This window comes from Kocuria carniphila (genome assembly GCF_004136555.1).
Lineage (GTDB): Bacteria > Actinomycetota > Actinomycetes > Actinomycetales > Micrococcaceae > Kocuria > Kocuria carniphila.
This window is the reverse complement of sequence record NZ_NOIT01000001.1, coordinates 215,023-237,156: the sequence shown is the minus strand read 5'-3', so window position 1 is coordinate 237,156 and position 22,134 is coordinate 215,023. Positions and strand designations below refer to the sequence as shown.

General features: G+C 63.7%; 17 protein-coding genes. 12 read left to right on the top strand and 5 right to left on the bottom strand.

The genetic code is table 11. The features are described 5' to 3' along the window. The first annotated feature begins 211 nt into the window (after window positions 1–211). Window positions 212–1,552 carry a TerC family protein gene (locus EWV37_RS00980; protein ID WP_193554283.1) on the top strand — a complete coding sequence of 447 codons (1,341 nt, stop codon included), beginning with the start codon at window positions 212–214 and terminating at the stop codon, window positions 1,550–1,552. Between the two features lie 91 nt (window positions 1,553–1,643). Here the strand turns inward: EWV37_RS00980 and EWV37_RS00975 are convergent, their stop codons facing one another. From EWV37_RS00975 to EWV37_RS00955, 5 genes are all read right to left on the bottom strand, one after another. Then, a complete protein-coding gene (locus EWV37_RS00975; RefSeq protein ID WP_129699449.1) occupies window positions 1,644–2,150 on the bottom strand; it encodes a hypothetical protein in 507 nt (168 codons plus the stop codon). After that, entirely contained in the window at window positions 2,147–2,746 is a 600-nt protein-coding gene (locus EWV37_RS00970; RefSeq protein WP_095798131.1) for a SatD family protein, read from the bottom strand. The genes EWV37_RS00975 and EWV37_RS00970 overlap by 4 nt, the downstream gene beginning before the upstream one ends. A gap of 101 nt (window positions 2,747–2,847) precedes the next feature. Then, the gene (locus EWV37_RS00965; RefSeq protein ID WP_129699448.1) at window positions 2,848–5,463 is read right to left on the bottom strand and encodes a DEAD/DEAH box helicase; all 2,616 of its coding nucleotides are present in this window, start codon (window positions 5,461–5,463) and stop codon (window positions 2,848–2,850) included. Between the two features lie 45 nt (window positions 5,464–5,508). Next, window positions 5,509–6,525 (bottom strand): bile acid:sodium symporter family protein, encoded by a 1,017-nt coding sequence (locus EWV37_RS00960; RefSeq protein WP_238662979.1) that lies wholly within the window; start codon window positions 6,523–6,525, stop codon window positions 5,509–5,511. Continuing rightward, window positions 6,522–7,178 carry an MBL fold metallo-hydrolase gene (locus EWV37_RS00955; RefSeq protein WP_095798128.1) on the bottom strand — a complete coding sequence of 219 codons (657 nt, stop codon included), beginning with the start codon at window positions 7,176–7,178 and terminating at the stop codon, window positions 6,522–6,524. Before EWV37_RS00955 ends, EWV37_RS00960 begins: the two co-directional genes overlap by 4 nt. A 238-nt stretch (window positions 7,179–7,416) precedes the next feature. On the opposite strand from EWV37_RS00955, the gene EWV37_RS00950 reads away from it, so the two are divergent. The 11 genes from EWV37_RS00950 (at window position 7,417) to EWV37_RS00900 (ending at window position 22,114) form a co-directional block, all read left to right on the top strand. After that, window positions 7,417–7,998 (top strand): MarR family winged helix-turn-helix transcriptional regulator, encoded by a 582-nt coding sequence (locus EWV37_RS00950; protein WP_095798127.1) that lies wholly within the window; start codon window positions 7,417–7,419, stop codon window positions 7,996–7,998. Next, window positions 7,995–9,827, top strand: a complete 1,833-nt coding sequence (locus EWV37_RS00945) for an MDR family MFS transporter (protein ID WP_129699446.1) — start codon at window positions 7,995–7,997, stop codon at window positions 9,825–9,827. Before EWV37_RS00950 ends, EWV37_RS00945 begins: the two co-directional genes overlap by 4 nt. Before the next feature lie 59 nt (window positions 9,828–9,886). Further along, the gene (uvrA, locus tag EWV37_RS00940) at window positions 9,887–12,910 is read left to right on the top strand and encodes an excinuclease ABC subunit UvrA (RefSeq protein WP_129699445.1); all 3,024 of its coding nucleotides are present in this window, start codon (window positions 9,887–9,889) and stop codon (window positions 12,908–12,910) included. Window positions 12,911–12,958: 48 nt separating this feature from the next. Next, window positions 12,959–13,657, top strand: a complete 699-nt coding sequence (locus EWV37_RS00935; protein ID WP_238662978.1) for an HAD hydrolase-like protein — start codon at window positions 12,959–12,961, stop codon at window positions 13,655–13,657. A gap of 8 nt (window positions 13,658–13,665) precedes the next feature. Next, window positions 13,666–14,352, top strand: a complete 687-nt coding sequence (locus EWV37_RS00930; protein ID WP_095798124.1) for a lysophospholipid acyltransferase family protein — start codon at window positions 13,666–13,668, stop codon at window positions 14,350–14,352. Continuing rightward, window positions 14,345–16,408, top strand: coding sequence for an excinuclease ABC subunit UvrC (uvrC, locus tag EWV37_RS00925; protein ID WP_129699444.1), 2,064 nt, complete (start codon window positions 14,345–14,347; stop codon window positions 16,406–16,408). Before EWV37_RS00930 ends, uvrC begins: the two co-directional genes overlap by 8 nt. 60 nt (window positions 16,409–16,468) lie before the next feature. Beyond that, entirely contained in the window at window positions 16,469–17,392 is a 924-nt protein-coding gene (rapZ, locus tag EWV37_RS00920) for an RNase adapter RapZ (RefSeq protein WP_129699443.1), read from the top strand. Window positions 17,393–17,427: 35 nt separating this feature from the next. After that, window positions 17,428–18,501: a gluconeogenesis factor YvcK family protein gene (locus tag EWV37_RS00915; protein ID WP_095798122.1), complete on the top strand. Its 1,074-nt coding sequence runs from the start codon at window positions 17,428–17,430 to the stop codon at window positions 18,499–18,501. Window positions 18,502–18,555: 54 nt separating this feature from the next. Next, the gene (whiA, locus tag EWV37_RS00910) at window positions 18,556–19,542 is read left to right on the top strand and encodes a DNA-binding protein WhiA (protein ID WP_095798121.1); all 987 of its coding nucleotides are present in this window, start codon (window positions 18,556–18,558) and stop codon (window positions 19,540–19,542) included. A 251-nt stretch (window positions 19,543–19,793) separates the two neighbouring features. Continuing rightward, window positions 19,794–20,801, top strand: coding sequence for a type I glyceraldehyde-3-phosphate dehydrogenase (gene gap, locus EWV37_RS00905; RefSeq protein ID WP_016996631.1), 1,008 nt, complete (start codon window positions 19,794–19,796; stop codon window positions 20,799–20,801). 89 nt (window positions 20,802–20,890) lie between these two features. Continuing rightward, window positions 20,891–22,114, top strand: coding sequence for a phosphoglycerate kinase (locus tag EWV37_RS00900; protein ID WP_129699442.1), 1,224 nt, complete (start codon window positions 20,891–20,893; stop codon window positions 22,112–22,114). Window positions 22,115–22,134 lie beyond the last annotated feature (20 nt).

Genomic DNA, 22,134 nt, shown 5'->3' with positions numbered 1-22,134 from the left:
ACCGTCTGTGTAAACTAGGTCGAACCATCAAACGTGGGGGAGTATCCCTAAGAGCTGTGAACGTCAGCACGAGCGGCAAAGTTGTCACTCCGGGCGCAGCAACCGATCACTCATGGTGCCAAGACCACTTTCGCAGGTGAGTCGACCGAGCACCGATCGGTGGAGAGACCCACGGTAATCATCCGGATCTCTCAACGGAAAGTGCTGACACATGGAAATTACCGGTCTGCAATGGGGCATCACCCTTGCATTGATTTTGGGCCTGCTGGCCTACGACTTCTTCTTCCACGTGCGGAAACCGCACGAGCCCACCATCAAAGAGGCCGCGATTTGGTCGGCCGTGTACGTGGGTATTGCCCTGCTCTTCGGCCTGGTCATCCTATGGATGGACGGCCCGCAGCTCACGGCGGAGTACTACGGCGGTTACATCACCGAGAAGGCGCTCTCGGTCGACAACCTGTTCGTCTTCTTGATCATCATTGCGTCCTTCAAGGTGCCGCGTGCTGATCAGCAGAAGGTCTTGCTGTTCGGTATCGTGTTCGCACTGATCGCCCGTACGGTGTTCATCTTCATTGGTGCCGCCGCGATCAACGCCTTCTCGTGGGTGTTCTACCTGTTCGGTCTGATCCTGATTTATACCGCCGGCAAGCTCATCAAGGGCGAAGTCACGGATTCGGAATCGGACGAGGCCGACAACTTCGTGGTCCGTTTGGCCAAGAAGCTCCTGCCGACCACCGACTACTACGATCGCGACAAACTGTTCACCATTGAGAACGGCAAGAAGGTCATGACCCCCATGCTGTTGGTCATGGTGGCCATCGGCGGTACGGACATCCTCTTTGCGCTTGACTCCATCCCCGCGATCTTCGGCCTGACCCAGGAGCCGTACATCGTCTTTACGGCCACGGCGTTCTCGCTCATGGGTCTGCGCCAGCTGTACTTCCTGATTGATGGTCTGCTGGATCGCCTGATCTACCTGTCGTGGGGTCTCTCGCTCATCCTGCTGTTCATTGGTATCAAGCTGATGCTGCACGCTCTGCACGAGAACACCTTGTCGTTCATCAACGATGGTCAGCATGTTCCGGTTGCCGAGATCGGCATTGGTACCTCCCTGACCGTGATCATCTCGATCCTCGTCATCACCGTCTTGGCATCCCTGTTCAGCCCCAAGGGCCGTGCCCTGCGGATCATCCAGAAGACCCAGGACCTCTCGGAGAAGTACCTGGCTCTGCCCAAGGATGCCCCCGCCGAGGAACGCAACCGCATCTCCACCAAGATCGCGGAACTCACCCAGCAGTTCCCCAAGATCTCGGAGAAGCACAAGGAAGAGCTCATCGACTCCCGTGCAAAGTTCCGCAAGATGGTGGATACCGTGCACGGCCAGCAGAGCGAGTTCGAATCCACGGGCGAGGTCAAGACCCCGTCCCCGGATCTCGACCAGGAGGATGTGGAATCCGCAGCCCCCACCGCCACGGTGCAGCCCACCGGTAAGGCCGCAGACGGCAACGGTCCTGAAGGCCACTCGTCCGGAGGCTCGAGCTCGGTCCGCTGATGGATCGAAGACGGTCTGAGTAGGCCGCCACATTAACGACGTCGCCCGCGCACCTCAGGTGCGCGGGCGACGTCGTTTTCATGGGTGGGTATTAGCGCCAGGCGGCGAACGGCCCGGGGTCCGTGGTGCACCACAGGGCCGTGGCAGCGAAGAGTGCGGCCCACAACAGCGAGGCCAGGGTGCCGATGATGAACTGCTCGCGTTGCCGTGCATTGGTGAATTCGCCGTAGCGGGCCAGGCCCTTGACAGCCACGACCACGCCGATGCCGGCCACGTGGCCGGTGAGGAGGGAGGCAATGGTGGCGGCGCGTTCCAGGAAACCGATCACCAAACCGCCGCGCAACGGTGGAGTCACCGGCTCAGGGGGCGGGTCCTGACCGTTCCACGGATCGGGACCGGGGGTGGGTCGCTCGTGGGACACGTCCGCCAAATTGAACACCCACCGCACCACGAGGTCTCCGGAGAGCGTTCCTGCTACCAGGAGCGCCGGGTAGGCCACTTCACGGGGAGCCGTACCGGCCACCGCGGTCCATACAAAAGTGGTCAGGACCAGAGTGGCCGGGAGAACCGCGTCCAGGAAAATTCGGGAGATTTTCACGGGGCCTCCGGCTGCTCGTTGGCCAATTCCAGGAACGTGAGAACCGTCGGGTGCACGGCCTGCTCCTGGCTCCACAGCGCGGAGGACAACCGGCGGGACACCGAGGACTGAGCAATGTCCAGCTCCTGGGCAATCTGTTGCTGGGTGAATCCCTGCTGGGCCAGAACGGTGGCCTGCTTGGCCGTCTCGGTTCGACGTTCCCGCACGGCACAGGCCAGGCTGAGGACGGCTTCCGCGTGGGTTGCCCAGTCGGAGCCGCGCACGGCGGGGTAGCCAGTGTCTTTGGAAGCGGTCACGGCTTCTCGGGCGGACACGAAGGCCTGACCGGTGGCCTCGTTGACGTTCTCCGGGAGCGGGGTGTCCACGTGTCCGATGCCCAGACCGACGTGCCATTCCTGCTCATCCGCCAGGGCCAGCACCACGTCCAGGACGCACTGCGGCTCGTCATAGAGTGCTTGCAGTTCGTCTCCGGCGCTGATCTGCCAGCCGAGGACTGCCCCCGGAAACGAGCTCCGGAAGCGGTCGCGGTGTTCGAGCATGGCCAGGGACTCGGGATCCTCGCGTGATCCCCTGCGGTCCACGGTCAGTGCGTACACGGTGCCTCCTCGCTGTCCGTCCGCTTGGCGTTATGCTACATGCGGTTCCCACTGCATAGAACTCACTTATGCGTTGATAACTGCATATGCTGGGGTGAGTTTCAGCCACGACCCGTTTCGGCGATATTGCCCACGTTGTCGACCAGTACCGCGGGGAAACCTTCCTCGTCCGAGGCGGCCAGATCGATGCGGGCGTTGATCCCCCAGTCATGGTTGCCGTCGGGATCGTCGAAGACCTGGGCCACGGTCCAGTACCCGCTGAGTCCCTCGGGCTTCTCATTGATTCGAATCAGCGCCGGGCCGCGGGACTGGGCGTCCGTGTAGATGTCGTCGTATTCGCCGAAATAGGCGTCCATGGCGTCCGCCCAGCGATCGCGATCCCAGCCCGTGCCTTCGTCCAGGGCACCGAGGACCTTCTCCTTTTCCTGGGCAAAAAGTTCCACGCGCTGGAACAGCGCATTGCGGACCATGACCCGGAAGGCCCGAGGGTTTCTGGTGACACCCTCAGGCTGTTCCTCCACAAGCTCCTCGAGGGAATCCGCGCTGGTTCCCATGGGGGATTCCTCGCCTGCAGCGAGCTTCTCCCACTCATCGAGCAGGGAGTTGTCCGTCTGCCGGATGCTTTCACCGAGCCACTCGATCAGATCGGTCAGCGTTTCAGTCGTGGCATCCATGGGGACGGTCTGTCGCAGCGCCTTGTAGGCGTCCGAGAGATAGCGCAGCAGGATGCCTTCGGAGCGGGCCAGCCCGTAGAACTGGACGTAGTCACCGAAGGTCATGGCGCGTTCGTACATGTCCCGCACCACGGACTTGGGGGACAGCTCGAACTGGGACACCCACGGCGCCGAACTCGAATAGGTTTCGAAGGCCTGCTCCAGGAGTTCCCGCAAGGGTTGGGGATACGTGATCTCGTCCAACTCACGCATCCTCTCGATGTACTCCACGCCGTCTGCCTTCATGACGGCCAGCGCTTCGCCCTTGACCTTCTTCTCCTGCAGGTTCAGCACTTGACGCGGCTTCTCGAGAGTCGCTTCAATCACGGAGACGACGTCGAGCGCGTACGTTTCCGACTCGGGGTCCAGGATGGTGAGCGCGGCCAGTGCGAACGGGGACAGCGGTTGGTTCAGGGCAAAGTTGTCCTGCAATTCCACCGTGACCTTGTAGCGGCGCCCGGTCTCGTCCGGTTCGGGCAGCCGCACGACCACTTCCGCGCGGATGAGCTCCCGAAGGATCGCGAGTGCCTGCTTCAGCAGTTCACGCTTGCGCGCATGCACTTCATCAATGTTGCTGAGCAGGTGGTAGCCGGCGGCCACGTTGTTGCCGGGTCGCTGCAATAGGTTCAACACCATGGAGTGAGTGACCGTGAAGGAGGACGTCAACTGCTCGGGTTGGGCCGCGACCAAGCCGTCGAAGGTTTTATTGCTCCAGGAGACGAAACCCTGCGGCGGCTTCTTCTTGGTGACCTGCCGCAGCTTTTTCTGATCGTCGCCGTGTTTGGCCCGTGCCTTGGCCATAGCGCGTTCGTTCTCGATGACGTGTTCGGGGGCCTGCACCACCACGGTGCCCGCGGTGTCATATCCGGCTCGACCGGCGCGGCCGGCGATCTGGTGGAACTCACGAGCGCTCAAGCGGCGGGTCCGTTGGCCGTCGAACTTGGACAGCGCGGTGATCAGTACCGTGCGGATGGGTACGTTGATGCCCACGCCCAAGGTGTCGGTACCGCAGATGACCTTGAGCAGCCCGGTCTGTGCAAGTTGTTCGACCAGGCGACGGTATTTGGGCAGCATGCCCGCGTGGTGCACACCAATGCCGTGTCGAACCAGACGATTCAGCGTCTTACCGAATCCCGCCGAGAACCGGAATCCTGCGATCAGGTCAGCTACGCGCTGCTTCTCGTCCTTGGTCAGCACGTCCACTGACATGAGGCTCTGTGCCTGTTCCGCGGCTTGTAGCTGGGAGAAATGCACCACGTACACGGGAGCCTGGCGCGTGCTCAACAGTTCTTCGAGTTCCTCGTGAATGGGACGCTCGGAGTAGTAGTAGTGCAGGGGAATGGGGCGGTCCGCGGAAGTGACCAGCTTGGTGGCGCGGCCAGTGACCTCCGTGAGCCTGTCCTCGATGCGAGTCACGTCACCGAGCGTGGCGCTCATGAGCACGAACTGGGCCTGGGGGAGTTCGATGAGGGGTGCCTGCCACGCCCACCCGCGCTGCGGGTCCGAATAGAAGTGGAATTCGTCCATGATGACCACCCCGAGGTCCGCGTCCGCTCCCTCTCGTAGTGCCACGTTGGCGAGGATCTCGGCCGTGCAGCACACGATGGGGGCATCCTGGTTGACGGAGGAGTCACCGGTGACCATCCCGACATTCTCGGCGCCGAAGATTTCGCACAGGTCGAAGAACTTCTCGGACACGAGTGCCTTGATGGGCGCGGTGTAGTAGGAGCGCTGGCCGCGAGCCAGGCCGGCGTAATGCGCCGCTACCGCCACTGTGGACTTACCGGAACCGGTGGGGGTGGCCAGGATGACGTTCGAGCCACCGGCAACTTCCAGGACGGCCTCATCCTGGGCTGGATACAGCTCCATGTCCCGGGACGAGATCCACCCGAGGAACCCCTCGTAGATCTCGTCGTCGCTGAGCGGGTTCGAGGCAAAGTCCCCGCGCAGGTAGTGGTGACCGGGGGAAGAGAGTTCGGGGGCAAGAGCGTCCAGGAGTTTCATCACCGCAAGCCTATCGACACTTGCCGACAGGCATAGACCGCAGCGTCAGGAACGGACGCGAGCGGCGTCGTCGTCCTCGGTAAGTGCGGAGCGCGCTGCGGCGCGAGCGTCGGCCCGGCGGCACAGCAGGGCGAAGACCGCGCCGGACAAGTTGTGCCACACCGAGAACACGGCTCCCGGCAGTGCGGCGAGCGGGGACATGTACTGCGCGGCCAGACCGGCCGCGAGACCCGAGTTCTGCATGCCGACCTCCACCGCGGTGGCACGCCGCACGGGAACGGGTTGACCCGTGACGCGACCGATCAGATAACCGAGCGTGTAACCGAGCACGTTGTGAATCGCCACCGCGAGCAGGACGAGCAGACCGGCCTGGACGATGCGATCGGCGGAACCGGAGACCACGATGGCCACAATCGTCGCGATCCCGAGGACCGAGAGCCACGGCAGCACGGGGAGAAGTCGCTCGACCAGCCGTGCCAGAACCAGGCGCACCACGATGCCCGCGATCACGGGAATCAGGACGATCATGACGATGGACATTGCCATGGATGCGCCGTCCAAGGGCATGTACTGCCCGGCGAGCCACAGTGTGAGCAGGGGGGTGAGCAAAGGTGCGAGCAATGTGGAAATGGACGTCATGGTCACCGACACGGCCACGTCACCGCGCGCCAGGAACGCCACCACGTTGGACGCCGTGCCGCCAGGGGCGCAACCGACCAGGATCACGCCCGCCGCAATTTCGGGCGGCAACTGCAGGAGCCAGGACACGAAGAGTGCGAGCAACGGCATCACGATGTACTGGGCTGCGACGCCCACCGCGATGGGCACGGGGCGCTTGGCGACCAAAGCGAAATCGACGGGACGCAATGTGAGGCCCATGCCGAACATGACCAGACCCAGCAGTGTGTTGGTCCAGCCGGAGGCCTGCTGAATCGTCGGGGCAAAGAAGTATCCCGCAGCGCCACCGGCAAGAACCAGGATGGGGAAGACCAGAACCGCCACGTAGGCGGCCCGGTCTGCGGTAGCGGCCGCGGGACCGGACTGGTGCGCGGGTGAAGTCACCAACCGCGCTGCTTCCATTCTTCGAGCTGCGGGCGTTCGGCACCGATGGTGGTGGGCTTACCGTGACCCGGGTGGACAACGGTGGCGTCGTCGAACTGGTCGAAGATGCGCTCGGTGACGTCCTGGTAGAGCTGCTGGAAATCCTCGGGGGAGTTGGTCTTGCCCAGGCCGCCCGGGAACAGGGAGTCGCCGGAGAAAATGTGGTCCGGACCCTGCGGGTCGCGGTAGACGAGTGCAATGGAACCGGGAGTGTGGCCGCGCAGTTCGATGACTTCGAGCTCGAAACCGTCCAATTCGGCGGTGTCACCGTTGCTGAACGTGAGGTCCATGGGGACGTCGATGTCGTCCTCGTCAGCCGCACCGCACGCCGTCATGGCCTCGGAGTGGGTGGCCACGCTACCCAGGGCACGGACGTGGTCCCAGTGGGAGTGCGTGGTGATGATGAGCTGAAGGTTGGCCCAATCAGTGCAGTCGGTGGAACCGGCGGCCACCATGCCGGCGATGGCACGGGCGTCGTCGGCGGCGTCGATGAGCACCTGAGTGCCGTGCTCCTTGGATGTCAGGAGGTACACGTTGTTGTCCATCTCGCTCACCGAAATGCGGCGGATGGTGATCTCAGAAAGCTCGGTTACCTCGGTCTGGGTGGCGATCATGCCACGAGTGTAGGCCCACTACGGCGAGAGGGGCCAATATGGGCCCAGCATTTCACCCGTGGTGTCCATCGCACCGTGACGGAACCCACCCTCGTATTAGTTAGACAGCCTACAGATGGGGGCATATAGTTGCATGTTGCAAGCAACTGTTTGAGGATTCTGAACCGGTGTGTCGACCCGGCCCCACGGTTGACGGCACATTCCTTTAAGACAAACACAACCCACACCGGGGGAGTCCATGAGCGTTTCTCAAGAGACCGCAGCCGCGCTGGTGCAGGAGCTCTTCGAGCTGCAACGCGTGATGCGACGCGTTCTGAAGGAGTCCACCGCAGAGCGTGACCTGTCAGTCGTGCAAATGAGTCTGTTGAGCCATTTGGCCTCCGTGCCCGCACGCCGGGCCAAGGACATCGGCGCAGATTCAGGGTTGGGAGCATCGGTCATGAGCCGTCAGCTCAGTCATCTTGAGAAGCTCGGATTCATTGAGCGAGCACCCGACCCGGAGGACGGCCGCGCCCAACTCGTGAAGATCACGGAACAGGGCCGGAGAGCCGTGGCGGATCACCTGGAAGCGGACACGCAACGCCTGATCGAGCGGCTCGGTGTCTTGAGCGAGGACGACGCCGCGCAGACCCGCGAGGGCCTCAACCGGTTGACCGACATTTTCTTGACCTCTCTGGGCCTGGAACGCATGACCACGTGCCTTCCGCAGGTGGACCCCAAGAGCGCGCACGGCGCACGTATTCCGCACGCTCCGCAAGGACCTGCGACACACACCACTACTACTGAGACGACGCATCGTCTGGAGGACAACGTTCTATGACAGCAGCCGACACCTCGTCTGCGGGCGGCAAGGATCAAGCCACGAACCACGGCACGAATCGAGCCGACAACCAAGGCCGGGGCCGCAACGACCAGAAGACCCGGGACGAAGAACACCGCAACGTCCTGCGGGCCCTGACCGGCATTCTGGCTGCCTTCTTCATGGCCATGGTCACGCTGACCATCATCGGTACCGCTCTGCCCGTCATCATGGCGGACCTGGGCGGCGATCAGACGGCCCTGTCCTGGACCGTGACGGGCACCCTGTTGGCCAACGCCATCTTCACCCCGATCTTCGGCAAGCTCGCGGACCTCTTCGACAAGAAGAAGCTGCTGTTGCTCGCCATCCTGATCTTCGTGATCGGCTCTGGAGCGGCGGGTCTGTCCACGTCCATCAGCATGTTGGTCATGGCCCGCGTGATTCAGGGCATCGGCATGGGCGGCCTGATGGCACTGGCCCAGACGATCCTGGGCACCATCATCCCGCCGCGCGAGCGCGGTCGGTACGCCGGGTACATGGGCGCGGTCATGGCCGTGGCCACCTCGCTCGGCCCGCTGCTGGGCGGCCTGATCGTGGACCTGTTCGGTTGGCGCTGGTGCTTCCTGATTCCCGTGCCACTGTCCATCCTGGCCGCGGGTCTCATCATCAAGACCCTGCACATCCCGCCGCGTGAGCAGGTGCGTAAGCCGATCATCGACCTGGGCGGTATGACGTTGCTGGCCATCGGCACGGCATCACTCGTGCTGTGGGTGTCGTTCGCCGGCAAGCTCTTCGACTGGGCGTCATGGCAGTCCATGGGGCTGGTCGCCCTCACCATCGTGGCGGCCGTGCTGTTCGTGATCGTGGAACGCCGCGTGGCCGAGCCCGTGATGCCGTTGAGCGTCATGACCGAACGCACCACCGTGCTCGCCACGATCGCCGCCATTGCGACCGGCGCCGCAATGTTCGCCTCTACCACCTACCTGGGCCAATACTTCCAGCTCGGCCAGGGCTTCACGCCCACCGAATCGGGGCTGCTCATGCTGCCGCAGGTAATCGGCTCGTTCGTCGGATCCATGGTGGCCGGCCAACTGATCACCAAGTTCGGCAAGTGGAAGCGGATTTTGATCGTGGGCACCGTGATCCTGGGCGCCGGTTTGTTCTCCGCGGCCACACTGACGCACACCACGCCGGTCTGGCTCGTAGGTATCTTCATCTGCCTGGTGGGTCTGGGCGTGGGAACGCTCAACCAGAACCTCATCCTGGCGGTCCAGAACACCGTGGGTCTCAAGGACATGGGCGCGGCCTCGTCAGGCGTCGCGTTCTTCCGGACGGTTGGCGGCGCGCTGGCGGTCTCGCTGTTCGGTGCCGTGCTCACGCGTCACCTGACCAGTTCCATGGAGACGTTCGCGCGGGAACACAACGTGGACGCTTCGCAGATGGGCGACGCCGCTTCCATCGACCTGTCCGGCTTGCCGCCGGCCGTCGAGGAGGCCCTGCGCTCGGCCTACGGAACCGGCACCGGCCTGCTGTTCCTGATCGCCGCGATCGCCTCGGTGGTCACGCTCATCTGCGTGCTGCTCATGAAGGAGATTCCGCTGCGCACCACCGTGGACGTCGTGGAGGTCGATCCGGAGACGGGTGAGCTCTCCGTGGTCTCCAAGAAGGTGGATCCCGTAGAGGCCGCCGGCTTGCGCATGCACACCGCGCAGACGGGTTCGCTCCCGGTGATCGACCCGCAAGCGTCCGGCTTGCGCCGCTCCGCCGCCGAGGAGGACGACGACGCCGCACGCTCGGGTTCCAGCGCGGCGTCGGCCAGGTCCGACTCGAGCCGCGGCCCGCGAAACTGAGACAATAGAAGTTCGTCGATCGTTGCGCTGAGCGAGGATTCACCCTCGCTCAGCGTTGCATGTCTGAGGTGAGTAATAGAGTGACTGCCGTGTCCGAGCAAACCCGCGAAGCCCCCGTGAAAAAGCACTCGTCTACCGGTCTTGCCCAGCAGGTCGCGTCCGATCACGCGCCCAAGCTGAGAGCCTCCGGAGCGTCCGACCTGACCGAAATCGTGGTCCAGGGCGCCCGTGAGCACAATCTCAAGAACGTGGACCTGACCATTCCACGCGACTCCATGGTCGTGTTCACCGGTCTGTCCGGTTCGGGAAAGTCCTCGCTCGCGTTCGACACCATTTTCGCCGAGGGCCAGCGCCGCTACGTCGAGTCGCTGTCCTCCTACGCCCGGATGTTCTTGGGACGCGTGGACAAGCCGGATGTCGATTTCATCGAGGGGCTGTCCCCGGCGGTGTCCATCGACCAGAAGTCCACGTCCCGCAACCCGCGTTCCACGGTGGGCACCATCACCGAGATCTACGACTACATGCGTTTGTTGTGGGCGCGCATCGGTCACCCGCACTGCCCCGTGTGTGGTGAGCCCATCACCAAGCAGACCCCGCAGCAAATCGTGGATCAGTTGCTCGAGCTGCCCGAACGCACCCGTTTCATGGTGCTCGCACCCGTGGTCAAGGGGCGCAAGGGTGAATTCGTTGATCTGTTCCAGCAGTTGAGCACCCAGGGTTTCTCACGCGCGGTCGTGGACGGGGAAACCGTCACGCTGGATGATCCCCCCAAGCTGAAGAAGCAGTACAAGCACTCCATCGACGTGGTGGTGGACCGGCTCACGGTCAAGGCTGAAGCCCGGCAGCGACTCACCGATTCGGTGGAAACCGCGCTGAACCTGGCGGAGGGCCGCGTGGTGATCGAACTCGTTCCGCGCGAGGGCGAGGAAACCGCGTGGGCCGGCAACAGCCGGATGTTCTCCGAACACCTGGCGTGCCCCAACGAGCACACGCTCCAGACCGACGAGATCGAACCGCGGTCCTTCTCCTTCAACGCGCCGTTCGGTGCCTGCCCCGAGTGTGACGGCATTGGTTCGCGTCTGGAAGTGGACGAGGACCTTGTCATTCCTGATCCTGACCTGTCCATCATCGAGGGTGCGGTGGCCCCGTGGTCCCTGGGTAAAGCCACGAGTGACTACTGGAACCGGTTGCTCGCGGGCCTGGCCGAAGAGGTCGGATTCGACCTGCTGACCCCGTGGAAGGACTTGTCGACCAAGGCCAAAAAGGCCGTGCTCAACGGCAAGGACTACAAGGTCACGGTGTCCTACAAGAACCGTTGGGGTCGCGAACGCCGCTACTCCCAGGGTTTCGAGGGCGTGTTCGGTTACATCAAGCGCAAGCACGAGGAAACCGAATCGGATCACGCCAAGGACCGCTACGAGCAGTACATGCGGCAGGTCGCGTGCCCCGCGTGCGACGGTGCCCGGCTGAACCCCACCATCCTGGGTGTGACCGTGGGCGGACTCAACATCGCTCAGGCCACCCACCTGCCCATGCGTGATTCCCTGGCGTTCTTCCAGTCGTTGGAGCTCTCGAATCGTGAGGCTCAGATCGGCGACCAGGTGCTCAAGGAGATCGTGGCTCGTCTGACGTTCCTGATCGACGTGGGACTCGACTACCTCAACCTGGAACGCGCGGCAGCCACCCTGTCCGGTGGCGAGGCACAGCGCATTCGGCTGGCCACGCAGATCGGTGCCGGGCTGGTGGGCGTGCTCTACGTGCTGGACGAACCGTCCATCGGTCTGCACCAGCGCGACAATCGGCGACTCATCGAGACCTTGGCGCGACTGCGGGACATGGGCAACACGCTGATCGTCGTCGAACACGACGAGGACACCATCCGTGAAGCGGACTGGATCGTTGACGTTGGTCCCGGTGCGGGTGTGCACGGCGGCGATGTGGTGCACTCGGGCACCTACGAGGGCCTGCTCGAGAACAAGAACTCCATCACCGCGGACTACCTCTCGGGACGCCGCGCGATCGAGGTGCCAGAGCGGCGTCGTCCGATCGACAAGAAGCGCCAGCTGACCGTGGTGGGTGCGCGCGAGAACAACCTGCAGAACCTCACGGTCGACTTTCCGCTGGGCGTGTTCGTGTCGGTGACCGGTGTTTCCGGCTCGGGCAAATCCACCCTGGTCAACGACATCCTGTACACCTCGCTGGCCAATAAGCTCAACGGCGCCAAGCAGGTGCCGGGCCGCCACAAGCGGATCGACGGCGTGGACCACCTGGACAAGGTGGTGCACGTGGACCAGAGCCCCATCGGTCGCACCCCGCGCTCCAACCCAGCGACCTACACGGGCGTATTCGACCGGATCCGCAAGCTGTTCGCGGACACCCAGGAAGCGAAAATCCGCGGTTACCAGCAGGGCCGGTTCTCGTTCAACGTCAAGGGCGGGCGCTGCGAGGCGTGCTCGGGTGACGGGACGCTCAAGATCGAGATGAACTTCCTGCCGGACGTCTACGTTCCGTGTGAGGTCTGCAAGGGTGCTCGGTACAACCGGGAAACCCTGGAGGTCCACTACAAGGGCAAGAACATTGCCGAGGTTCTGGACATGCCCATTGAAGAGGCAGCAGAGTTCTTCGCACCGTTTACCGCGATTGCGCGCTACCTCAACACCTTGGTCGAGGTGGGGCTCGGTTATGTCCGCCTGGGACAACCCGCCACCACCCTCTCCGGTGGTGAGGCCCAGCGTGTGAAGCTGGCCGCGGAACTGCAGAAGCGTTCCAACGGTCGCACGATTTACGTGCTGGACGAGCCGACCACGGGTCTGCACTTCGAGGACATCCGCAAGCTGCTCATGGTGCTGCAATCATTGGTGGACAAGGGCAACAGCGTGATGACCATTGAACACAACCTGGACGTGGTGAAATCCGCGGACTGGGTGATCGACCTGGGACCCAACGGTGGTTCGGGCGGCGGAACGATCGTTGCCGAGGGAACCCCGGAAGACGTGGCCAAGAACAAGGACAGTTTCACCGGTCAGTTCCTGTCCGAAGTACTTCAGACATCGGCGGACCGCAAGGCAGCCGCACACGCCTGACCAGTAACCATCCAGCAGTAACTTCGCAACGACCGAGAGAAGGCGCCCGTGAAACCTCAGACTCCCGTGGTGTTGTGGGACCTGGACGGAACCATTCTGGATCCGGCCGGTGCCATTACCGAAGGTATTGCCGATGCATTGTGGACGTGCGGTTTCCCCGTCCCGGAGAATCTGGAGCGTTTTGTGGGCCCGCCCATCGGCGAGTCTCTGAGGCACTTCACGGAGGTGCCGGAGGATCAGATTCCTCAGGTCGTTTCCGTCTACCGCGCCGGGTACCTCACGGAAGGGCTGCAGCGCACCCGGGTCTACCCGGGGATCGAACGCGAATTGGGCCGGTTGCAAGGTCTGGGCGTTCGTCAAGCGGTTGCTACCCAGAAACCCGAACGGATCGCCACTGAAGTGGTCGAGCGGTTCGGACTGGCGGATTACTTCGAGACGGTCAGCGGCGCGGCGGATGATCTGGCGCAGCCGAAGGAGGGCCGCACCGCCATGCACGACAAGCCCGAGATCATCGGCGAGGCGTTGCGCAGGCTCGGTATCGGTACCCCGGATCCGACACGTACGGTCATGATCGGTGACCGCAGTTACGACGCCGAGGGTGCGCACTCCCACGGGCTCGATTGTTTGGGTGCCGGGTGGGGTTTCGGACAGCCCGGTGAACTCGACGAACTGTGCGTGGCGGTGGTCAGTTCTCCCTCGGAGCTGGCAGCATGGACTGACCGGTACAACGATTCCGGGGAGGGGTAGCTCGCACCATGGATAAATATCGGTTGTTGCAGACCTCGGTCACCAGGGCCTTCAAAGCGCTGTGTCGACCCGTGGTCACGGGTACCGAGAAGGTACCCGACCACGGACCCGTGATCATCGCGTCCAACCACCTGTCGTTCCTGGACTCCGTGATCCTGTCGGTCATGATGCCCCGGCGCGTGAAGTTCATTGCCAAGGCCGAGTATCTGACGACCCCGGGCCTCAAGGGTCGAATCATGCGTGAACTCTTCGAGATGATCGATGTGATCCCCGTGGAGCGCGGTCAACAGAGTGACTCTGTAGCGGCGCTGGCTCCCGCACTCGAACACTTGGAACAGGGCAACATTTTCGGCATCTACCCGGAGGGCACTCGCTCCCGTGACGGTTATCTGTACCGGGGCCGCAACGGCGTGGCGTACCTCGCCTACATGACCGGCGCTCCCGTGGTGCCGGTGGGGCTCGTGGGTACCCAGCGGCTACAGCCGCCCGGATCCAACGTGATTCGCCCCGCGCGCTTCGAACTGCACGTGGGCGACCCCATCCACGTTCCCAAGACCGGGCCCCAGCACAACGGTCGCATGCGCAAGGAACTGACCAACCAGGTCATGGACGCCATTGCCGAGCTGTCCGGGCAACCCCGCAAGGACACCTACAACCAGTCGCCGTCCGCGGAGAAGGATCCCGAACGTGGCTGATCCGGCGAGCTACAAGCCGGCTCGCCAGGACATCCCCACCAACCCCGGGGTGTACCGCTTCCGGGACGAGCACGGCCGAGTCATTTACGTGGGAAAAGCCAAGAACCTGCGCAACAGGTTGTCCTCATACTTTGCGCCGTTGCATCAGCTCTCACCCAAGACACGGACCATGGTCACCACCGCCGCTGCGGTGCAGTGGACCGTGGTCGGATCCGAATTCGAGTCTCTGCAGCTCGAGTACACGTGGATCAAGGAATTCTCCCCGCGCTTCAACATCGCCTACCGCGATGACAAGTCCTACCCGTACCTCGCGATCACCATGTCCGAGCCCGTTCCGCGCGCCATGGTCATTCGCGGGGACAAGAAACCCGGCAACCGGTATTTCGGCCCGTATTCGCAGGCATGGGCGATCCGCGAGACCCTGGACGCCCTGCTGCGCGTGTTCCCCGTGCGCACCTGTACCAAGGGTGTCTTCCAGAGAGCCGAGCGAACGGGACGGCCATGCCTGCTCGCCCACATCGACAAGTGCTCCGCCCCCTGCGTGGGCACCATTTCCCGTGAAGACCACCGGGCCCTGGCGGAGGACCTGTGTCGTTTCATGTCCGGGCACGCCAAGCCGTACATCCGCGAACTCGGCCGCCAGATGCAAGAAGCTTCCGAGCGCATGGACTTCGAAACCGCGGCCGCTCGCCGCGATGATGTGGTGGCCTTGGAGAAAGCGTTCGAACGCAACACCGTGGTGCTGGCCGACAACACGGACGCGGACTTCTTCGCGCTTGCGGAGGACGAGCTGGAAGCCGCCGTGCAGGTGTTCTACGTGCGTGGCGGCCGCATCCGCGGTCAGCGCGGCTGGATCACGGAAAAGGTCGAAGAGGTCTCGACCGGAGAACTGGTCGAGCATCTGCTGCAGCAGGCCTACGGTGAAGCGACCGTCGAGCTGAATCAGACCCAGCGGAGGGGGAGAAAGGTGGCCCAGCAGGGCAGCCAGGACACCGTGGCCAAGCACCGTCGCACGGCCGAGCTCGCGTACCGACAGGACACCGTTCCGCGCACCGTGTACGTCTCCACGGAACCGGAACAGGCCCCGGAGCTCGAGAACTGGTTGAGCGAATTGCGCGGTTCCCGGGTGACCATCTCAGTCCCGCAGCGCGGTGACAAGGCACAGCTGCTGGAAACGGTGTCCGAGAACGCCCGCCAGGCGCTGGCGTTGCACAAGTCCCGCCGAGCTGGCGACCTGACCACGCGCTCCGCCTCCCTGCAGCAGCTGCAGGAGGCACTGGATCTCCCGGACGCGCTCATGCGCATTGAGTGCTATGACATCTCCCACGTGCAGGGTACCAACGTCGTGGCCTCCATGGTGGTCTTCGAGGACGGTCTGCCCCGCAAGGGGGAGTACCGCAAGTTCTCGATCACCGGTGATGCCGCCCGCGATGACACGGCTTCGATGTATGACGTGATCCACCGCCGCTTCACACGCCACCTCGAACAGCAACGCAAGGCCGCCGAACGCGGTGTGACCTCCGGTGAGGTCACCGCGGATCAGGCCGATGAGGACAACGGCCGGGTCTTCGCGTACCCACCGAACCTGGTGATCGTGGACGGTGGACCGCCCCAGGTGGCCGCCGCGCAGCGTGCCCTCGATGACCTGGGGATTACCGACGTGTACGTGGTCGGGCTGGCCAAAAGACTCGAAGAAGTCTGGTTGCCGGACGACGAATTCCCGCTCATCCTGCCCCGCGCCTCCGAAGGGCTGTACCTACTGCAGCGCGTGCGCGATGAAGCACACCGCTTCGCGATCAAGTTCCATCGTGAAAAGCGCTCCAAGTCCATGACCGTGTCCACCTTGGATGCCGTCCCGGGGCTCGGACCGGCCAAGCACAAGGCCCTCATGAAGCACTTCGGATCGATCAAGAAATTGCGTGCGGCGACCGTTGATGAGATCGCTCAGGTCAAGGGTTTCGGCCCGGGTCTGGCCGAGCGGGTGGTGGCTGCGCTGGGAGGCGGGGAAGCGCCGTCGGCGGCCGTGGACGTGGGGACGGGGGAGTTGCTCGATTGAAACTGGACTACCCTGGAAGCGGACCCATTGCAGGCAAACAGTCAGGCGGCGCAGACGGACATGAGTAATCCAACTCCTGAGTCGTATTCCCCCACCCCCCAACTGCAACCGGTTAAACCCCCCACCTCCGAACTTTTGATCGTCACCGGGATGTCCGGTGCCGGTCGCTCCACGGCGGCCAACGCGCTCGAGGATCTGGGCTGGTACGTGGTGGACAACCTGCCACCCCAGATGCTGAGTACCCTGGCGGATCTGGTCGCACGCACCCCGGAGACCCTGCCCAAGCTGGCGGTCGTCATCGACGTGCGCGGCAAGGCGCTGTTCAATGACATGCGCGAGACGCTCGCGGCGCTGGAGAACTCCGGTGTGGAGTTCTCGGTGCTGTTCCTGGACGCCTCGGACGAGGTACTGGTCTCGCGCTACGAACACCAGCGCAGGCCCCACCCGCTGCAGGCCGGTGGCCGAATCCTGGACGGCATCAAGGCAGAACGTTCACTGCTCCAGGATTTGCGTGAATCCTCGGATTCCGTGCTGGACACGTCGTCCTTCAACGTGCACGCGCTCACGCGCGCCGTGGCGGACATGTTTTCGACCAACGGTCCGGTGGTGCTGCGGTTGACCGTCATGAGCTTCGGTTTCAAGTACGGCGTGCCTGCGGACGCGAATTTCGTGGCCGACGTCCGTTTCATCCCCAATCCCCACTGGGTTCCGGCGTTGCGTCCGCGCACCGGCAAGGACCCCGAGGTGCGGGATTACGTGTTCGGTCATTCCGGTACGGCCACATTCGTCGATCGTTTCGTCTCCATGCTCGAACCGGTGTTCGCCGGCTATCGGACGGAGAATAAGCACTACGCGACCATCGCCATTGGTTGCACGGGAGGTAAGCACCGTTCCGTGGCGGTCACCGAAGACATCGCGAAGCGACTGAGCAAGTCCCCGCGCGTGACCGTCAACATCCAACACCGAGACATGGGGCGCGAGTAGTCGCAGACCCGGTGCCCTAGACCCTACGGACCACTATGAGTAACTTTCCTTCGACCGGCGCGCTGCCGAGGCTGCCCTTGAGCACCCGGCGCGATGTCGACCCGTACCATTCCTTGGATCCCGCCGCTCGCGACGGCCTCACCGACGCCGATTCGGTGGTCGCCCTGGGCGGGGGTCACGGCCTCTCCGCGAGCCTGTCCGCATTGCGCCTGCTCGCACCGGCCGTCACAGCCGTGGTCACGGTTGCCGACGACGGCGGATCGTCCGGTCGGTTGCGCACCGAGATGAACGTGCTCCCTCCGGGGGACCTGCGCATGGCACTGGCTGCGTTGTGTGATGACTCCCAATGGGGCCGTACCTGGCGCGACGTGATGCAGCACCGGTTCCAAGACCTCGAACACCCCAACGAGGGACTGGACAACCACGCGCTGGGAAACCTGCTGATCGTGACCCTCTGGGAACTGTTGGACGACCCGGTTGACGGTCTGCGCTGGGCCGGTGCCCTGCTGGGTGCCAGGGGACAGGTGCTCCCCATGTCTCGGGAACCGCTGGTGATCGAGGGTGATATCGCACCCAACTCGGATCCCACCGAGCCGTGCCCGCCCGAACTCATCACCCGTACGGTCACGGGTCAGTCGTTGCTCGCCAAGCAGGCGGATGTGTGCAATGTCCGGATCAACCCGCACGATGCGCAGGCCTGCCCCGAAGCCGTGGCCGCCATCGACCAGGCGGCGTGGGTGGTTCTGGGCCCGGGTTCGTGGCACACCTCCGTGCTGCCGCACCTGTTACTGCCCGGGCTGCGGGACGCGATCTGCAAGTCCCCGGCCAAGCGACTGGTCACTCTGAACCTGTCCCGCGATTCCGAGACCCTGGGCATGAGCACCGGGGACCATCTGCGGGTGCTGGCCCGCTATGCGCCCGAGCTGCGGCTGGACGCCGTGCTGGCGGATCCGACCGCGGCCGAGTCTCCGCACGACGTCGAACTCGCGGCGGCGCAATTGGGCGCCAAGGTGCACTGGGCGGATCTGCGCGACAACGACGGCTCATCCGTCCACAACCACTTCAAGCTGGCTGCGGCCTACCAAAAAATTATGAATGCGGACGGCTGATCACCGACTCGATCGGTGGCCGTTCCTCAATCACGCACAAGGAGACCTACTCACATGGCATTGACCTCGTCGGTCAAAGACGAACTTGCACACCTGCAGGTCAAGAAATCCTCGGTCCGGGGCGCTGAGCTGTCCGCTCTGTTGCGGTTCACGAGTGGGCTGCACATTGTGGGCGGCCGGATTGTGATCGAGGCCGAGGTGGACACCGAAGCCACCGCGCGCCGCACGGCCCACACGATTAACGAGGTGTACGGGCACTCGACCGAATTGGGTGTGATGACCGGCAACGGACTACGCCGGGACCGCACGTGGATCGTGCGCGTGGCCCGCGACGGTGAAGCTCTTGCTCGCCGGACCGGTCTGTTGGACGCCCACGGGCGCCCGGTGCGGGGCCTGCCGCCCTCGGTCGTGAACGGAACCGTGGAGGACGCCGCGGCGGTCATGCGCGGTGCGTTCCTCGCCCACGGTTCCTTGACGGAACCTGGTCGCGCGGCGGCCATGGAATTCACGTGCCCGGGGCCCGAGGCGGCCCTTGCCCTGGTCGGGGCCGCACGGCGATTGGATGTGCTCGCCAAGGCGCGGCAGGTTCGTGGCATCGATCGCGTGGTCGTAAGGGACGGTGACACGATCGCCGCCCTGCTGACCCGCATGGGTGCACATCAGAACCTGTTGCAGTGGGAGGATCGCCGCATGCGCAAGGAGGTTCGCGCCACAGCCAACAGGCTCGCCAATTTCGACGACGCCAACCTCCGGCGTTCCGCACAGGCCGCCGTTACCGCCGGGGCCAAGGTGGAGCGGGCGCTCGATCTGCTCGGCGACGAAGCACCGGAACACCTGCGCGCGGCCGGCAAGCTACGCGTGGCCAACAAACAGGCGAGTCTGGACGAGCTGGGGCGGTTGTCCGATCCCCCACTCACCAAGGATGCGATTGCCGGACGGATCAGGCGACTGCTCGCCATGGCCGATCGCCGTGCCGAGGAGCTCGGTGTTCCGAACACGAGCGAGTTCGCGGCGGCCGCCGGCCTGTCACAGCGGCGGTGACCCTAGCACGCCGTCGAGAACGGAAAGTTAATGTGGGTTTATGTGGGGTTTGATCGCGCTCAGCGATGAAAATTCGCGGGATGCACTGGGAAACACCCGGGTATCTCGATAGAATAAACGCGGTAGAACAGCTCGGCTCTCATGAATCTGAGAATCGACAGATGTTGGAATCTTACCGATCGTGACCGATCCAACATCGGGTCTCGCGAGGGCCCGCATACCGACATTGTCAATGACAAGAGGAGATCGCAGTGACCATCAAGGTTGGCATCAACGGATTCGGACGCATCGGACGTAGCTTCCTGCGTGCAGTGCTCACGCAGCACGGACACAACATCGAGGTCGTGGCAGTCAACGACCTGACCGATCCGGAGACTTTGAAGCACCTGTTCGAGTTCGACTCCGTCATGGGCCGTTACCCGGGCAAGGTTTCCCTGGACGGCAACGTCATGACTGTCGACGGACACAAGATCACCTTCTTGGCCGAGAAGGACCCCTCCAAGCTGCCTTGGGGTGAGCTCGGCGTGGACATCGTGGTTGAGTGCACCGGTAAGTTCACCAAGGGCCCGCAGATGCAGGCGCACCTGGACGCCGGGGCCAAGAAGGTCGTGCTGTCCGCGCCGGGCAAGGAAGTTGACGGCACCTTCGTGTACGGCGTCAACGAGAAGGATTACGACCCCGAGACCATGAACCTGCTCTCGGCAGCGTCCTGCACCACCAACTGCCTGGCCCCGCTGGCCAAGGTCATTAACGACGAGTTCGGCATTCAGCGCGGTCTGATGACCACCATTCACGCTTACACCGGCGATCAGCGCCTGCACGACGCTCCCCACAAAGATCTGCGCCGCGCCCGCGCCGCCGCTCTGAACATGGTTCCCACCACCACCGGCGCTGCTGCAGCGGTCGGTCTGGTGCTCCCGGAGCTCAAGGGCAAGCTGGACGGGTTCGCCGTGCGCGTTCCCACCCCCACCGGCTCGATCGTTGACCTCACCGTGGACGTCGAGAAGGACGTCACCGTGGAGTCCGTCAACGCGGCCGTCAAGAAGGCTGCCGAGGGTGACTTCAAGGGCATCATCGAGTACTCAGAAGAGGCTCTCGTCTCCAAGGACATCGAAGGCTACGACGTCTCCACCGTGTTCGACGCCCCGCTGACCAAGGTCGTGGACAACCAGGTCAAGGTCATCGCCTGGTACGACAACGAATGGGGCTACACCATTCGTTTGGTCGACTTTGTGTCGTACGTGGCAGATAAGCTCTGAGTTAGACCTCTGAGCGGCGCCGATGCCCTGTGGGTATCGGCGCCGTTTTCATAGGGACCTGTTTTCTCACTAGAAGGGATGAACCGGACATGGCCAAAGCGCTGGACGAACTGATTTCTGAGGGGGTGTCCGGTCGGCGAGTGCTCGTCCGTTCGGACCTCAACGTGCCCCTGGACGGCACCACCGTGACCGACGACGGCCGCGTGCGCGCCTCGTTGCCCGTACTCACCAAACTGGCCGAGGCCGGCGCCCGAGTAATCGTCATGGCTCACCTGGGTCGCCCCAAGGGTCAGGTCGATCCCAAGTACTCGATCGCCCCGGCCGCCCAGAAGCTGGACGAACTGGCCGATGTCCCCGTCAAGGTCGCGAGCGACGTCGTCGGCGAGGACGCTCAGGCCAAGGCCGAAGCTCTCCAGGACGGCGAGATCCTCGTGCTCGAGAACGTTCGTTACGATCCGCGCGAGACCTCCAAGGACGACGCCGAGCGGCATGAGTTCGCCGCCGAGCTCGCCGCACTCACCGGAGACAACGGTGCCTACGTGGACGACGCCTTCGGTGCGGTGCACCGCAAGCACGCCTCCGTGTACGACATCGCTCAGAAGCTGCCCGGTTACCTGGGCGACCTGGTCAAGAAGGAAGTGGACGTTCTCAAGAAGGTCATTTCCGACCCCGAGCGTCCCTTCGTGGTGGTCATGGGTGGTTCCAAGGTCTCGGACAAGCTGGCCGTGATCGAGAACTTGATCGGTAAGGCCGATTCGTTGCTCATCGGTGGCGGTATGGTCTTCACCTTCCTCGCGGCTCAGGGCTACTCCGTGGGCGGCTCGTTGCTCGAGAAGGACCAGATCGACGTCGTCAAGGACTACCTGGACAAGGCAGAGGCCGCCGGCACCGAGATCGTGTTGCCCGTGGACGTCGTTTACGCTGCGGCCTTCGACAAGGACGCCCAGAACGAGGTCCGCCCCGTCGAGGACATCGAAGGTGGCGAGATCGGCGATTCCGGTCTGGGCCTGGACATCGGTCCCGAATCCGCCAAGATTTTCGCGGACAAGATCAAGTCCGCCAAGACCGTGTTCTGGAACGGCCCGGTGGGCGTGTTCGAGATGGCGGCCTTCGCCAACGGCACCAAGGCCGTTGCGGACGCGCTGGTGTCCTCGGATGCCATGAGCGTGATCGGCGGCGGCGACTCCGCATCCGCCGTGCGCAACCTGGGTTACAGCGACGACCAGTTCGGTCACATTTCCACCGGCGGCGGCGCTTCCCTCGAGTTCATCGAGGGCAAGGAGCTTCCGGGTGTGGTGGCCCTGGGCGCCTGAGCCAGCCCCCACCGAGAACG